The following is a 14,962-nucleotide window of genomic DNA, read 5'->3' on the forward strand; positions in this document are numbered from 1 at the left end:
CTGATCGGCCTAGCGATTGTGGTCGCGTATGGCTACAGCACTATGGTCGTGTTCGGCTGGTCCGGCAGAAATTTTTTCTGGGAACTAGCCACATTAATTGACGTCATGCTGTTGGGCCATTGGATTGAAATGCGTTCGATCATGGGCGCCTCGAATGCGTTGAAAGAACTGATTAAACTGATGCCCAATGAAGCCCATCGATTAAACAGCGACGGCAGCACCGAAGACGTGCCGGTCGATCAGGTGCAGAAAGACGATCAGGTGCTCATTAAGCCAGGAGAAAAGGTGCCCGTGGATGGAATTATTATCGATGGATCGTCGTCGGTTGATGAATCCATGCTGACCGGAGAATCGGTGCCGGTAGAAAAAAAAGTGGATGAAGAAGTGATTGGTGGGGCGGTCAACCAGGATGGCAGTTTAACGATCCGGGTGTCCAAGACGGGGGATGAGACATATTTATCTCAAGTCGTCACTTTGGTTCAGGAAGCGCAAGAATCGAAGTCCCGGGCGCAGGATTTAGCCAATCGTGCGGCCAAATGGCTATTTTACTTGGCCTTAGCGGCTGGTATTGGCACCTTCATCATTTGGATAGCTTTGGGCAATGCTATTGATATGGCGGTTCAACGGGCGGTCACCGTTATGGTTATTACTTGTCCACACGCGCTCGGGCTGGCGGCTCCGCTAGTGGTGTCCGTTTCGACCGCCATTTCCGCCAAGAAAGGACTGTTAATTCGCAACCGACCGCCATTTGAAAGTGCCCGCAATATTGAAGCGGTTATTTTTGATAAGACCGGTACTCTGACAGAAGGAAATTTTGGGGTTACCGATATTGAAGCAGACGGAGCCTATGACAAGCAGGACGTCTTGCGGTACGCGGCCGGGGTGGAACAACAATCGGAACATCCATTGGCTCGAGGCATTATGAGAAAGATGGAAGAGCAGCAGGAACGCCCGCCGACTGTGCAACATTTTGAAACGATGACAGGAAAAGGGCTGAGCGGTACGGTCGAAGGGAAACAGGTCCAAGTGGTCAGTCCCGGTTACATGAATCAGGAACGTATGGATTATGACACAGCGGTCTTTGATCAGTATTCGACGGAAGGAAAAACCGTCGTGTTTGTTCTGATTGACGGTGGTTACGCCGGCATGATTGCTCTCGCAGATATGGTGCGCGACTCAGCGAAGGAAGCAGTAGAAAGACTGAAGCAACAAAACATCGAACCGATCATGTTGACCGGAGATCATCAACGTGTCGCCGATTGGGTAGCCAACCAGCTTGGGATTGAAGAAGTGTATGCCGAAGTGCTCCCAGATCACAAAGCGGACCAAGTGAAAAAGGTCCAGCAGTCCGGTCGAAAGGTCGCCATGACGGGCGACGGCATCAATGATGCTCCGGCCCTCGCCACGGCGGATGTAGGAATCGCGATTGGAAGCGGGACGGATGTGGCAATGGAAACGGCGGACGTCGTGTTGGTGCAAAGCAATCCATTAGATGTTCTCTCCGTGATTGATTTATCCCGGAAGACATACCGGAAAATGATCCAAAACCTGTGGTGGGCAGCAGGGTATAACATTGTCGCCATTCCTTTAGCCGCTGGGGTATTGGCACCTTTGGGTATTCTCCTCAGCCCAGCTGTCGGGGCAGTATTGATGAGTGCCAGTACAGTTATTGTTGCTATTAACGCTCAACTGCTTAGGTGAAAATAAAAAACAAGGTAATGAAACAAGCTGCTTTCCTGATATCCTGGGAAGCAGCTTGTTTGATGCCTGTCATGTTATTATAGGGTACTTTTTTTCAAAAGGAGCCCCCGTTTCATAAATGGTAGAAATGTTCCTTTAATAACGATGGTCATTTCTGCGAACCATAGGCACCCATTTCATGTAAGTACCGATTCGCCAAACCCATTCCAATGGCCCGTAGTAAAAATATTTTAGCCATAATGGACTAACAAGTACTTGGATAGCAAACACCAGCACACCAATACTTAAAGCGTACACGTAGCTCGGTGGGTCCAAAACCCCAAAACCGTTGAAAAATGTTCGACCGCTTGGGCGGAACAGGCTCACAAAAATAAGCGACTGCAGGAGGTAATGAGTGAAAGTCATTTTCCCGACAGCAGTAAACATCGAAAGCCCAGTGGAAGCTCTTTGATGGCTTGTACCAATCAGAAGCAGTGCCTGGGCGATACTCATACTCACCAGAAAGGCGTAAAGATCGTCCAAATGATAAAGGATAGGGCTGTCGATTTTGATATAGCTCCCCGTTTTTCCTAGAATGCCGATAAGAAAGCAGCCCAGAGTGAATAGCCATTTGCGACCCCGGTTCTTAAGTACTTTTGAATAAAAGCTACTTCGATAAGCGTACATGCCGAAAAAGAAATAGCCGAAATGGTTGATCATCGACGACCATTCAATGAACAGATATTCAACCCCGGTTGGATAAGTTCGATTCGGAGGGAGGGCGTCTTTCATCCATTGTTCGGGGTCCATCTGAAGAGATGTGTACCCATTCAAAAGATCAATCCCGACAGCATAACCAATCCAAAAAAAGCATGCTAATCCCAACAGCCACCGGGGAGGAAGCCGGAGACAACCGAGCAGCACGAGCCCCGCTGAGGCGTACATGAGCAGGATGTCCCCGGCCCAGACAAAGTAGCCGTGAAGCCCTCCGACGAAAAACAGAATGACGAGCCGCCGGATAAGGGTGGGGTAGGGATTACCGCTTTTGTCATGCATCCGATCGTAAATGAGCACGAGGCTGAGGCCAAACATCATTGCAAACAACGGCCGGGCACTGTCTTCAAAAATAATTGAAATAATGGTTTTGAGGGAAGTGTCGAGCCATGTTGGATCAGTCATAACGACGCGGGAAAGCCCGGAAATATTGACAATAAAAATTGCAAGCAAAGCTACGCCGCGTATTTGATCAAGCATGTCGATACGCTGCCCTGGAGTATTATCGTGAGAGGGGGTCACTAGCGGGCCTTCTTTCTCTATTAGGTAACGAATATCTTAAATTTGAGCAAATCATTTATGATTGTATGAAAAAAATATGGAGAAAGTGTGAAGATCTTCATTGAGCTTATTCATAGAAGTACGTATCTACTGATCGTTGGAGTCTTCACTTTCGTACTGCTTGATTCTCGCTAGTAGCTGTAGCGATCGATGCGGTATATATAGAATTGAAACCGTACCTTTTGACCGGACATTCAATGCTGCATCGAATAAATGACGTGTTGAAATCCCTAAGTCAGTTTTTAATACATGGAGGAATATAAAACCAAAAACGGAAGGGCTTCTTTCAACAGGTCCGTCTCATCGGGTTAGCTTTATACTCAGCGAACAATTGACTTTGGAAATAGCAATTGGCGTTTGTCCGTTTTATGCTGAAGTGGATATGGATTAGATCCTGCTTTACTCAGTGATGGATAATATATGTATCTCTTTTCTTGAGTAGTTATTTGTAACACTAATTAGATGTTTTCGAGCATAGAGTAAAAGGGTTTGTGGTAGTCTGGTTGGTTGTTCTTTTGGTCAATAAAAAATTTCATTTACTGTATTTTTTCTTAATAAAGTGAAGAAAGAAACATCTCCTTCATCATTTAGGTATCATTGAAGGAGTTTTGATACGATCTGGTATTCTATCATCTGCACACGTCTCTTTAATTTAAGAAAGATATTAATGTTTGTATGGTTTGATTTTCGTAAACAATGAATACACCTAAACCAATGTATACAATGCTCATGATCCACCTACTAAATCTTTCTACAATTTCTCCAACTCCAGGAATATTCGATAGCTTCTGAGCTGTAAATACTAAAACAAAAATTAGAAGCACAAACACAAGTAACGTTACTACTAATTCTGCAATATTCAATGTTACAAAATAAGGTACAAACAATCCTATATTATCAGCACCACAACTAGCTATAGTAATTAGTGTTACGGTTCTTGCTAGTTTACTTAATCCTCTTTGATCTAGTTGCCTTTCCACTTGCTCTTCATCATCATCGCCAGTAATAGCGACTTTAAGACCTAAGTAAATAGGTATTAAACCCAACAGCCCCAGCATCCATTGTTCTGGCACAAAGCTTAAAACATAAGCTAAAACCAGACTGATACCAATTAATGTTAGAGAGCCTAAATACTGTCCTATGTATATATCACGATATTGCCTTTTGGTATTCGTTCTTGCAAAGAAAATTAATAAAATAACTAACAAATCCACGGCTGTGGCCACATATAAAGTGATTGCTGTTCCAATCGTTTGAATCATAAAAAGCACCTCATTCAAAAACATTTTTGAAGGATATTTCTCGACAACATTCATCTAACAAAGACATCGGCAGGCAATAATGCTAATTTGCTGGTCATCAACGGTATACACTAATCGATGTTCGATATCGATGCGACTGAATGTAAAAACCAGCTAAATGGCCTTTTAATTTCTCTGGTTTCCCCATGCCATCTAACGCCCCGTCTCGTTCAATGCTTTTCATCAATTGATTAATGCGTTTGAGCATTTTTTTCCTTGGTTTGCCAATACTGATAATCCTGAAACGCATTGTGAGTGAATAAGACGTTCAACTTACTCATCGATATCAACGGTCGTGGTTTCTTCCTGGTTTAATTGATGGATGGATTCCGATAGATGCTTGGAATTGCTCGGGTTGTTTAACAGATAGATGGTTTCGAGATATTGATTGTATTCGTCTTCCGAGATAAGGACAGCGTTTCGTTCTTTGGTCGTGATGGTGACGGCTTCCTGGTCGTCGTTGACTTTATCTATCAGTCCCTTAAAGTTCTTTCGCGCATTGGAGTAATTCATGACGGTCATCGCTATCAGCTCCTTTTTTATATTGTACAATATATCGATAATCCTACCATCTTGTTATCGTTTGAATAAAAATGAAAATCTTTAGCGTTGTAAAAAGTAGACCTTTCGCCACGCGTTGAAATCATACATATGGAGGAGTAACAAACGTAGCAAAACATCCAATTGCGATTTTTGCCACGTTGTATAATTGGCACGGCTTTTTTGATACACTAAATAGGTGAAATGACTATGTTAACTAGCAAGGAGTCGACGGATCATGGATAATCGGAATTATGGATACATACGCGTCAGCAGCCGTGACCAAAACGAAGCCCGTCAGATGGATGCGATGAAAGAAGCCGGCATCCTGGAACGGGATATTTTTGTGGATCACGTGAGTGGGAAAAACTTCGAGCGGGAACAATATCAGTTATTAAAACGGATTCTACGGAAAGGGGACGTCCTGTACATCCATTCGCTGGACCGGTTTGGCCGGAACAAAGACGAGATTTTGCAGGAATGGAACGAACTGACGAAAACGATGCAGTGTGACATTGTCGTATTGGATATGCCACTCCTGGATACGCGGGAGCAAAACGATTCCATGCGCACATTCATTGTCGATATGGTGCTGCAGATTTTATCCTGGATTGCGGAAGAAGAACGGACGCGCATTCGCCAGCGGCAGCGTGAAGGCATCGATTCGGCTCAACGCAAAGGAGTGAAGCTGGGCAGACCGCAAGTGCCTCTCGATGAGCATTTTAGGGGCATCTATAACCAGTGGAAACAGGGAAATATTACGGCTGTAGAAGCTTCCAAGCAAGTGAATGTTAATAAAACGACCTATTATCGAATGGTAAAAAGATATGAGCAAGAAAATACCTAATAATAATCAAACTTTGGTATATATAATTATGATACGTGAAATTTTTAACAAATAAAGATATAGAAATAACATTGAAGGAGTTTACGAATGGTTAAAGACATCGATCAAGAACTACCTAAGGGACAATCTGTTCTTGTCCAAACATTGGATGATGAGAATCGCGACATAGAATTAGAAATTAAACAACCAACCTTTCAGGAATTACGGCATGTGCATGCTCTCAAAAAGAAAGGAAAGTTAACCTTTCATTGGCAAAAGAAAGATCTGGTTGAGTTAGGTATCGAAGAAGTTTTTGGTCTTTACGAGCACCAAGAGCTAATAGCGATTAGCGGAGGTAGGTGGGTGAATGCCGATTACATGCTTGTGCAAACGGAACGTTTGGACAGGCATGATGATGAAGTCATGACATACAAAGCTTTTCCTGTTATTGCCGCTTTTCTTAGTACCCGTTGCCTGAATAATCGAGAAGATGGCTGGTTCATTATCGAATCAAAATCAAATGAAACCTTGATTGATTATTATCTTCAAGAAACAAACGGAATCGATGCCGGAGCTGCTCCCTATAAAGAGTCTGTTCGCTTAATTGTCGTCAATCCGCGTAGACAAGAAGAGCTTATACAACGTATAATTAAAGGACAAAGGAGGACACATCATTATGAATAAAACAATTCGAGGCAAAAAAAAGAATCAAGAGCAAATCATTGCCGAAAAATATGATGGCGTTCTGGTAGGGGCAAACCCTGAGCATCGACACACTCGAGAAGAAGTCGAAGATGTGATGAAAAAACTGAAAAAAAATCCGAAGCTTCATCAATAATGTACGAGGGAGAAAGCCTAAGCGACCATGCTTGAGGCTTTCTTTTTTATTCAGTATATATAATGGTAACGCTTATTTTTCGCCTCAAATACGATGAATGCTTCTTATATTAACCTGAAGATTAGTTACTTCCGATAATCTCCTTTGTGTTAACTTACTGCGATTTTTCGAATGAAAGAGGCCTGATTTCAACATCGGAACCTTCTTAAGAAGCCATCTTTCGGTCATTGGAAGATGGAAGAGGCTTTGAAAGTAACAGCGGTTTTCTAACAAAGCCCATATCCTTAGAAAGAAAGACATGGAGAAAAATAAACGTCTGATTATCCAACAGGCATGGGCCCCGTCGACGGGATCCATGCCTGTTGGTTTATTCGTATGCTGCCTTTAGTCGGCTAATATCTTCTTTCGGCGGCAGGTGAAACATACGGAAATATTCACGACTAAATTGCGAGGGGCTTCCGTATCCAACCCGGAACGCCACCTCTGCGGCATCCGTCACTTCGGATAATAGCAGGCGCCGGGCTTCCTGCAGCCGCAATTGTTTTTGAAACTGAATCGGGGTCATCGCTGTTACTTCTTTAAAATGGCGATGGAGCGAGGACACACCCATGTTGGCAATCTCCGCCAGCTCTTCAATTTTAAACGACTTGTCATAGTGATTCATGATGTGTTCAATCACCTCACTAATCTGGTCCGTCGAACTTCCTTCGATGGCTATTTGTTTCAACCTTTCTCCATGTTCTCCCTGCAGCACCCTGTAGATGATTTCTTTAATCATAAGCGGAGCAAGCACCGGGATATCTTTTGGAGTATTAAGCAATTGAACAAACCTGGTGACTGCCTCCAGCAGCGACGGTTCGATGCTGCTTACATACAGGCCGCGCTTCGCATACTCTTTTTTATTGGTCTCCATGTGGGTTTCCCGTAATACCTCTAAGATGTCTCCCGGGGTGAATTCAAGCTTGAGAGCCAGGTAGGGCACATCGGCAGAAGCTTCTGTCACCTGCCCGCTAATCGGAAGATTCACGGAGGCCACAAGGTAGTCGGCCGGGCCGTACCGGAAGTACTCCTGGGCAAGCAGCACTTCTTTCATTCCCTGCACCACAATGCATAATGACGGCTTATGAACGCCGTAATGCGGCCCCGTATCATGGGAATAACGGGAGAAAAACAAGGACGGAATAGCTGTCATATGCGTGCCATCCTGGTGGGTCTGGCTGTCAATGATGTTAGCGATCTCTACTCTGCGTTTGTATAATTGTTCCAGCATAACACCCTCCTTGAACCTTTTCGTTAGATGATTTTATTATAAGGCAAATTAGCTGGCTGTGTAAGCACTATGAGAGGATTAGGCAATCATTGGATACGATTGTGATACCTCCTTCGTTGGCACGTATTGCATAATAACGTTGGAGGTGCCAGTCACCTTTTGGAGATAATGATGGGAAACCCATCGATGAAGAGGAGAAAAAGGAAAAATTCGATCGAGGTGATATATCCATGGAACAACGACAACTGGGAAACACAGGCATACGTATCTCCAGCATTGGATTGGGCATGATGGGCATGGACCATGCTTACGGACCTCAGGCGGACCGGACAGCGATGAAAGAATTATTAAACCAGGCTGTCGAATGGGGATGCAACGTGTTCGATACTGCCCCCATCTACGGGGAAGACAATGAAAAACTGGTAGGTGCTGCGTTGAAGGACCGGCGGGAGGAGGTCGTGATTGCCACGAAGTTTGGCATTACGGGCCAGGAATTTGTTGACGGCAAACCTCAAAACGTGACCAACAGTACGCCGGAGAGCATCCGCCAGCAGTTGGAGGCGTCGCTGGAGCGCCTCCAAACCACCTATATTGATGTATACTTTCAGCATCGCATCGACCCGGACGTGGAACCCGAAGAAGTGGCCGAAACCATGAAGGCCCTCATAGCCGAAGGGAAAATTAAGGCCTGGGGCGTGTCCGAAGCTCCGATGGACTATGTCCAACGAGCCCACGAGGTATGTCCACTGGCTGCTGTCGAAAACCAATATTCCATGGTGTGGCGCAAACCGGAAGAAGAGCTGTTTGATTTTTGTGCCAAGCATCAGGTCACGCTGTTTGCCTACAGCCCGCTTGGCAATGGGTTTTTAAGCGGCCGGTACAGCACCGAGACCACGTTTGACGAGCGGGATGTCAGAAACGTTATGGGGCGGTTCCAGCCGGAAGTCATGAAACAAAATCAGACCGTGTTGGATGAAGTGGAACGTATGGCAAAAGAAAAGCAAGCGACCCCGGCCCAAATCGTTTTGGCCTGGGAACTGGCTCAACGGCCGTTTATCGTTCCTATTCCCGGGACCACCAAGCTTCATCGTTTACAGGAAAATCTCGGCGGCGCCCGCGTGGTCTTAAGCGACGAGGACGTCGAACACCTGACCCGCACGCTCGATCAATTACACGTGGATGAGACCTACTTTTAACCAAGGAGAGAACGACCATGAAAGCCTTGTTGATCAATGCCAGTAAAGAACGACATGGCCGTACCCAGGCATTGGGGGAACAGCTGTTGAAAGGCTTGGAGATGCAGACGATTCATCTGGCCGATTACACGATCGCCCCCCTTGGGCAAAAATGGGACCACGACGAGTATGCGCAAGTGATCGATCAGCTCGTTGGTCAAGATATCATTGTTTTTGGAACACCGGTCTACTGGTCAGACATGACAGGCTATTTAAAAACCTTCATCGACCGATTGCAGGAGATCATGGATACCGATCTGGCCTCCCCGTCGAATCCGTTTTATCGTGCCCATTCGTATCTGGTTATCCAGGGCACCGCTCCAGCCGACGCAATCCCGGGGGTCAACCGGGTCATCGAGCATATCAGTGAGCGTTTTTTCATGGAGTATCAAGGGCCCATCACGTCGATGGAGGAAGCCAAACGGTGGAATTCCATTATTCGGGGAAGAGGGGAGCCATGACTTCCATGCAGCCCCGCCCCAAAGACAAGAACGAACAAGAAGAACGACCGGGCCCTTCCAAAAAGGGTTCTTACTACCAATACAAAGAGTGTTTCGCATGAATGATGTAACATTAAACAACGGGCTTCAAATGCCCCCATTAGGGTTAGGTGTCTTTCAAATCACGGACGCCGAAGAAGCTGTCCAAAGCGTTCGCATGGCGCTGAAACACGGGTACCGACTCATCGATACCGCGGCTTCCTATTTAAATGAAGAAGAAGTAGGAAAAGCTATTCAGGACTCCGACGTGCCCCGGGAAGAACTGTTTGTCACCACCAAACTGTGGGTCCAGGACACCGGGTATGAAGCAACCAAGCGGGCCTTTTCGAGATCCTTGCACCGTCTTGGGCTGGATTACCTTGATTTGTACTTGATTCATCAACCATATGGAGATGTGCATGGCAGCTGGAGGGCGATGGAAGAGCTATACAAAGAAGGGAAGGTCAAAGCCATCGGGGTATCGAATTTTGCTCCGGATCGGATCATGGATCTCATGGTCCATAACGAGATTAAACCTATGGTCAATCAAATCGAGGTCAATGCGTTTCACCAGCAGGACGACTCGGTGGCCTTCCATCAGGAACATGATATTCATATTGAAGCCTGGGCCCCGTTTGCGGAAGGCAAAAATCATCTCTTTGATAACGAGCAGTTACAAGCCATCGCTGCGGACCATCAGAAGTCAGTCGCTCAAGTCGTATTACGGTGGTTACTGCAGCGGGATATTATTGTGATCCCCAAATCCGTGAACGAAGATCGTATTCAACAAAACATCGATGTGTTTGACTTCACGTTAAACGACCAGGAAGTGGAAATCATTCAATCCCTGAATCGAAATGAAAGCCAATTCTTTGATCACCGCGATCCTCAAATGGTGAAGGCGTTAGGCGAACGAAAACTGGACATCTAACCGATACTCAATGGAAAAAGCCTGGAGCGGAAACGCTCAGGCTTTCTTTTTTATATCACGTCGGGGAACTTGCTTTGTTGTGTTCGATGGTTTCAAAATACGACCGCTCATAATCTGCACTATGTATAGTATTTATGCATTTAGTAATTGGCTAACATGTGCTATTATAATGGGGAGAGAAGATATCTGCATTCAAGCACCATAAGAAAACCCCACGTGCCGCTAACACGTGGGGTTTTTTCATTATTGGATTTAGTCACCCTAATCATCCTTATGACGATTATAAAACCAATAAAGAAAGACGTTTCCTGTTATCATCACGACAAGAGGAAACACAAGTTCTGAGAAGATATACTGCAATCCAAGCACCCCCCTTCAAGTGAAAAGTCCACTCGGGGATTACCGGGTGACTGCATGTATTCTAACACGGAAAGGCGTCCAGAGATTTCTGAACGTTATCGTAGATCATATGAGCAGGTTTCTTCTTCCGATAAGCGCAATTATGTAAATGACTAAGAGAGAAGCATGCATGCCTGGAGAGATATATTCCTCCAGGCATCTTTTTGTTCCTTCGGCCTTTAAAAAACAAAAGCGAAGAGCACGGTTTCAATGGCCATGGATAAGTACAGGAGAAGGGATAGAATAACTAGAGGAAGCTTCTTCAGCTTCAGCGACAGGAGTGTCGCAGCCAAACCCGACAGGACGAGAAGAAACATCACAAGGAAGATCCCGGAGATGCTCTGGTAGAGAGAAAAAGAACCCTCCTGCGTGAATGGGGTGAACCATTCGATCGGCAAGGTAAGAGAAAGATACACGAGCGTCCCAACCAGGAGAATATTCCAAACCGTCAAGGACATGATGGGTGAAGTCATAAGTATCAGATCCTTCAGAGAGAGGAACGTAGCACCGAACTACGCCCCATCCCGTTTTCGTTTGGCATAAATGGTCGAACGGGGAACGCCCGTCACCTTCACAATATCGTTCACGCTCATCTTATTAGTGGCACGGTTTTCGAATAATTGGAGGGCTTGCTGCACAGCTTTCTCCGATTGCCCGGGACGGCCCATGTGCTTGCCCTGGGCTTTCGCCCGTTCTCTGCCCTCAGAAGTACGTTCGCGAATTAAATCAGCTTCAAACTGCGCAAAGCTTCCCAGCACATTAAACAACAGTGTCTGCATGCTGTTGGTGTCCTCGCCGGCATGAAATTCCATATTATCTTTTAGAAATAAGACGGAAATACCTTCGGCTGCCAGTTCATGCACGATGTTGTTGAGATCGATAATCGAACGGGCCAGACGATCAATCTTCGTCACCACCAGGATATCACCCGGACGGGCATAGCGAATGGCTTCCTGTAATTGTTCTCGTTCAGCTGTCGTTGTTCCTGTCACTTTCTCGGTAAAGATTCGATGGCAGCCGGCTTCTTCCAACAATTGCTGCTGGGAGCTGAAATCTTGATGAAAGGTCGATACGCGTGCATAGCCAATATGTTGAGCCATTGCTAACTCCTCCATGCATTTATTTGTGATCCAGAGAAATATTCGAGTAAATATGAACCTGCTGGCCATTGAATTGCTCTTCTACTTCCAACTGCATAGGCAAGCTTCTGGCTACCTGGACGGAAAACTTATTTTGCGGTTGAATAAGTGCGATCATTTTTTCCAATTGGAGGTTCGTTTTTCCAAAACGAAAAAACGCCTGGGCTGCTTCTTTTGCGTAACCATTGCTCTGCGCTTCCGGAATGATCCAATAACCAATTTCATAATGGCGCTGACCCTGCAGCATTTGAGGAACAATACCTGCATGGCCAATCCGCGTGTTTGTTGACACATGCTCAATAACTTTTAAACCAAGCCGTTCATCCTCTTCGTAATGGCCAAATATCCATTGCAAAAATTGTTCCGTTTCCTGGCAGGTTTTCGTCGATCCCTGGCCGATATATTGCATCATTTCCTGCGAAGCCAACATGCCCTGAAGAAAATCAAGGTCCTGGTTGGTATAGTTGCGAAATGTAAGTCGTGGGCTGGTGAGCGTAAACATGATGGTCGTTCTCCTTTTAAGGAAATGCGCTTTACTTATTGATGATGAAGCATAGTTTGTCTAAAAGTCTGCTAGGTATTGTACATTCCATTATAGATGAACTTTTAGATAGAAAACACCCCGTTTTTAACGATAAAAACGGGGCGTTTGGTACGCTGTCTAGAAGTTAAGGGTTTTAGATGAGTTCATAATTGTACCACTCAACATGATTGCTTTTCGTTTTTCTATTTATTGTAAAATAAAAGTCCCAGTAGTACCATAATCATGAAACCATTTCAAAGACGATGGTCGATAACACGGAGAAGGGTCGATACATATGAAACGAAAACGACGAGGACGAAAAGCGTATTGGTTGATGGGACTAACGATAATGCTGGCCGTATTGGCGGTGGTCTATATTCAGCAGGGAGAGGAGAGGACGTCACATTCGTCCTCGTCGGACGATACTTCTTCCGTGTCATCCGAACAGCAACAGATCCTCGATACCGCTGCCCGTGAGGCAGCACAATATGATTATGACCAGGCCATTCAACAACTCGAAAACGCGGAGAGATCGGAACAGACCAAGACGCAAGAAGCCATCGATGCCTATCGTCAAAAAAAAGAAAAATTAGTTTCCTGGGATAGCGACCAGCCCATTCCTCACCTCTTTTTCCACTCCCTCATTGTGGATGAAGAACGAGCCTTCGATGGAGACGGAATGAGCCAGGGCTACCGGGATTATATGGTGACGGTCGACGAGTTTCAAGCGATCCTCGAGGACCTATATGAACGGGATTATGTCCTGGTGACCATGGACGATATTGCGCAGCCGAATGCAGACGGAACCATGACCTATCAAGATCTTCAGTTACCGCCCGGCAAAAAGCCCATGGTGCTATCCCAGGATGACCTCAGCTATTACGAGTACATGGACGGGGACGGATTTGCGGACAAACTGATCTTGGATGAGCAGGGGGATGTGACGAACACCTATATCCAGGCGGATGGGGAGACCCAACAAGGATCGTATGACATGGTTCCGCTCATTGATGACTTTGTGCAGGAGCACCCGGACTTTTCCTATCACGGCCACAAAGGAGTCGTGGCCGTTACGGGATATAATGGGGTGCTGGGCTATCGAACTTCGGAGAGCGAATACGGGCCGGAAAGTAACCAGCCAAACCCGGACCTGGAGGTGGACCAAGAGCAGGCCCAACAGGTCGCGGAGGCCATGAAAGCAGAGGGATGGACCTTTGCCTCCCATACCTGGGGTCACTTGAACGTCCAGGAAACGTCTCTGGCACAGCTTCAAACCGATACCCAGCGATGGAAAGACGAAGTAGCCCCTATCGTCGGAGACACAAGGGCCATGATTTTTGCGTTTGGCAGTGACTTAAGTGACTGGCATCCCTATCACGGAGCCAAGTATGAGTGGTTGCGGGACCAGGGATATCGCTATTTTGCTAATGTGGATGCCTCTACAGAGGCATGGAAGCAATTGGAACCGGGCTACTTCCGCCAGGCACGCATTAATGTCGATGGCATGCGGATGCGCGAGGCGCTTCAGGGCCAAACCGATGTCCTGGACCCTTTCTTTGATGTGGAAGACGTGTACAGTGATCAACGGTAAAGGTCCAGGTGTCTAAAAATTAACAAGAACAAGAAGGGGCTAAGTTGCTCCTTCTTGTTTTATAACTGCTGATAATCGTCATTATGTTGAACGATAGGAGTATCCACCAAGAACAGCGATACTCCAGGTATCAGACCGAAGGGAGCTATCATTCTTTTACTTTTTTGGAATACTGCGAATCAGTGGGAGCATAGCTATTAGTCCTTAGTTGTGCGACGAACTCCAGTTAAAAAATAACCAAACGTCAGAGCCAAAAGGAAGGGTATGACTACTTGTAATGCGGTCCCCCAGGTCAGTTGGCCTGAAATGACGTAAATGGCAGGTAACGTCAGTAATAGAACGGCTAAAAGAGCTGTTAAAAGAAATTTGATGAAGGACATGGATGCCTTCCTCCTTGTTTATTTTCTTCCCTCGGTTCCCCATGCATGAATCCTTCATGAAAAACACAATGATGGCTCATAATCGTTATTGTCTTAACGATTTTCTTTGTTAAGTACGGTAGATGAAATTTAGTCTGAAGCGATGCTTCTTGGGAACATGAACGAGCTTGGGAGGTCCTCTGCTCCCTCATCGTTGCTACACTGCACGAAAGACCTTTTTCTTCTTATTACAACGCGTGCATTGATATATCATTCTTGAATTCAAGTCCTCCTCTCTGCCTACCAGTTTGTACTGATGAAAACCGATACGACACCAAAAGGAAGGCTCCTCGTTCCGCTTATTAGCACACCCCATGACTACGATCACCCCTGCTATCAACAAAATGAAGCCAATGAGGAGGTTGCGATCGTAGAACCAACCATATAGGAGAGAAATGATGCCTATCAGAACCAAGGCCATACCAAACGAATACCATTTACCCATGTTCGTCCTTC

At 45.8% G+C, this 14,962-nt stretch carries 16 protein-coding genes and 1 pseudogene; 8 read left to right on the forward strand and 9 right to left on the reverse strand.

Annotation, left to right across the window (positions count from 1 at the left end; translation table 11 throughout):
* Nucleotides 1–1,701: heavy metal translocating P-type ATPase (locus tag ACTTK6_RS14520; RefSeq protein ID WP_462833758.1), on the forward strand; the 1,701-nt coding region annotated here is incomplete at its 5' end.
* 135 nt (nucleotides 1,702–1,836) lie between these two features.
* Here the strand turns inward: ACTTK6_RS14520 and ACTTK6_RS14525 are convergent.
* The 4 genes and pseudogenes from ACTTK6_RS14525 to ACTTK6_RS14540 all read right to left on the reverse strand — a co-directional run bounded on the left by ACTTK6_RS14525 (nucleotide 1,837) and on the right by ACTTK6_RS14540 (nucleotide 4,838).
* On the reverse strand, nucleotides 1,837–2,976 hold the full coding sequence (locus ACTTK6_RS14525) for a DUF418 domain-containing protein (RefSeq protein ID WP_022794886.1): 1,140 nt from the start codon (nucleotides 2,974–2,976) through the stop codon (nucleotides 1,837–1,839).
* A 686-nt stretch (nucleotides 2,977–3,662) separates the two neighbouring features.
* On the reverse strand, nucleotides 3,663–4,277 hold the full coding sequence (locus ACTTK6_RS14530) for a CadD family cadmium resistance transporter (protein ID WP_022794885.1): 615 nt from the start codon (nucleotides 4,275–4,277) through the stop codon (nucleotides 3,663–3,665).
* Between the two features lie 54 nt (nucleotides 4,278–4,331).
* Nucleotides 4,332–4,597: pseudogene (locus ACTTK6_RS14535) on the reverse strand (Txe/YoeB family addiction module toxin).
* Nucleotides 4,590–4,838, reverse strand: coding sequence for a type II toxin-antitoxin system Phd/YefM family antitoxin (locus tag ACTTK6_RS14540; RefSeq protein WP_022794884.1), 249 nt, complete (start codon nucleotides 4,836–4,838; stop codon nucleotides 4,590–4,592). Before ACTTK6_RS14540 ends, ACTTK6_RS14535 begins: the two are co-directional and overlap by 8 nt.
* Before the next feature lie 256 nt (nucleotides 4,839–5,094).
* On the opposite strand from ACTTK6_RS14540, the gene ACTTK6_RS14545 reads away from it, so the two are divergent.
* From ACTTK6_RS14545 to ACTTK6_RS14555, 3 genes are all read left to right on the forward strand, one after another.
* A complete protein-coding gene (locus tag ACTTK6_RS14545; protein ID WP_462833759.1) occupies nucleotides 5,095–5,703 on the forward strand; it encodes a recombinase family protein in 609 nt (202 codons plus the stop codon).
* Between the two features lie 87 nt (nucleotides 5,704–5,790).
* Nucleotides 5,791–6,366 (forward strand): hypothetical protein, encoded by a 576-nt coding sequence (locus tag ACTTK6_RS14550; RefSeq protein WP_462833760.1) that lies wholly within the window; start codon nucleotides 5,791–5,793, stop codon nucleotides 6,364–6,366.
* Entirely contained in the window at nucleotides 6,359–6,520 is a 162-nt protein-coding gene (locus ACTTK6_RS14555; RefSeq protein ID WP_462833761.1) for a hypothetical protein, read from the forward strand. The genes ACTTK6_RS14550 and ACTTK6_RS14555 overlap by 8 nt, the downstream gene beginning before the upstream one ends.
* Before the next feature lie 367 nt (nucleotides 6,521–6,887).
* Here the strand turns inward: ACTTK6_RS14555 and ACTTK6_RS14560 are convergent, their stop codons facing one another.
* Entirely contained in the window at nucleotides 6,888–7,790 is a 903-nt protein-coding gene (locus tag ACTTK6_RS14560) for an AraC family transcriptional regulator (protein WP_462833762.1), read from the reverse strand.
* A 230-nt stretch (nucleotides 7,791–8,020) separates the two neighbouring features.
* Here ACTTK6_RS14560 and ACTTK6_RS14565 point away from each other — a divergent pair, with 230 nt between their 5' ends.
* From ACTTK6_RS14565 to ACTTK6_RS14575, 3 genes are all read left to right on the forward strand, one after another.
* Complete coding sequence (locus ACTTK6_RS14565; protein WP_462833763.1) at nucleotides 8,021–8,986, forward strand: aldo/keto reductase; 966 nt, start codon at nucleotides 8,021–8,023, stop codon at nucleotides 8,984–8,986.
* 17 nt (nucleotides 8,987–9,003) lie between these two features.
* Nucleotides 9,004–9,486 (forward strand): flavodoxin family protein, encoded by a 483-nt coding sequence (locus ACTTK6_RS14570; protein ID WP_462833764.1) that lies wholly within the window; start codon nucleotides 9,004–9,006, stop codon nucleotides 9,484–9,486.
* 97 nt (nucleotides 9,487–9,583) lie between these two features.
* Nucleotides 9,584–10,435, forward strand: coding sequence for an aldo/keto reductase (locus ACTTK6_RS14575; protein ID WP_462833765.1), 852 nt, complete (start codon nucleotides 9,584–9,586; stop codon nucleotides 10,433–10,435).
* 578 nt (nucleotides 10,436–11,013) lie between these two features.
* Here ACTTK6_RS14575 and ACTTK6_RS14580 read toward each other — a convergent pair.
* Genes ACTTK6_RS14580 through ACTTK6_RS14590 form a run of 3 tightly spaced genes read right to left on the reverse strand, consistent with a single transcriptional unit; the run spans nucleotide 11,014 to nucleotide 12,475 of the window.
* The gene (locus ACTTK6_RS14580) at nucleotides 11,014–11,307 is read right to left on the reverse strand and encodes a hypothetical protein (protein WP_462833766.1); all 294 of its coding nucleotides are present in this window, start codon (nucleotides 11,305–11,307) and stop codon (nucleotides 11,014–11,016) included.
* 39 nt (nucleotides 11,308–11,346) lie between these two features.
* Nucleotides 11,347–11,934 carry a recombinase family protein gene (locus tag ACTTK6_RS14585; RefSeq protein ID WP_462833767.1) on the reverse strand — a complete coding sequence of 196 codons (588 nt, stop codon included), beginning with the start codon at nucleotides 11,932–11,934 and terminating at the stop codon, nucleotides 11,347–11,349.
* Between the two features lie 19 nt (nucleotides 11,935–11,953).
* Nucleotides 11,954–12,475, reverse strand: a complete 522-nt coding sequence (locus ACTTK6_RS14590) for a GNAT family N-acetyltransferase (RefSeq protein WP_462833768.1) — start codon at nucleotides 12,473–12,475, stop codon at nucleotides 11,954–11,956.
* Nucleotides 12,476–12,791: 316 nt separating this feature from the next.
* Here ACTTK6_RS14590 and ACTTK6_RS14595 point away from each other — a divergent pair, with 316 nt between their 5' ends.
* Nucleotides 12,792–14,087, forward strand: coding sequence for a polysaccharide deacetylase family protein (locus ACTTK6_RS14595; RefSeq protein WP_462833769.1), 1,296 nt, complete (start codon nucleotides 12,792–12,794; stop codon nucleotides 14,085–14,087).
* Nucleotides 14,088–14,663: 576 nt separating this feature from the next.
* Here the strand turns inward: ACTTK6_RS14595 and ACTTK6_RS14600 are convergent.
* A complete protein-coding gene (locus ACTTK6_RS14600) occupies nucleotides 14,664–14,951 on the reverse strand; it encodes a hypothetical protein (RefSeq protein ID WP_462833770.1) in 288 nt (95 codons plus the stop codon).
* Between the last annotated feature and the right edge of the window lie 11 nt (nucleotides 14,952–14,962).

The organism is Marinococcus salis (assembly GCF_054971365.1).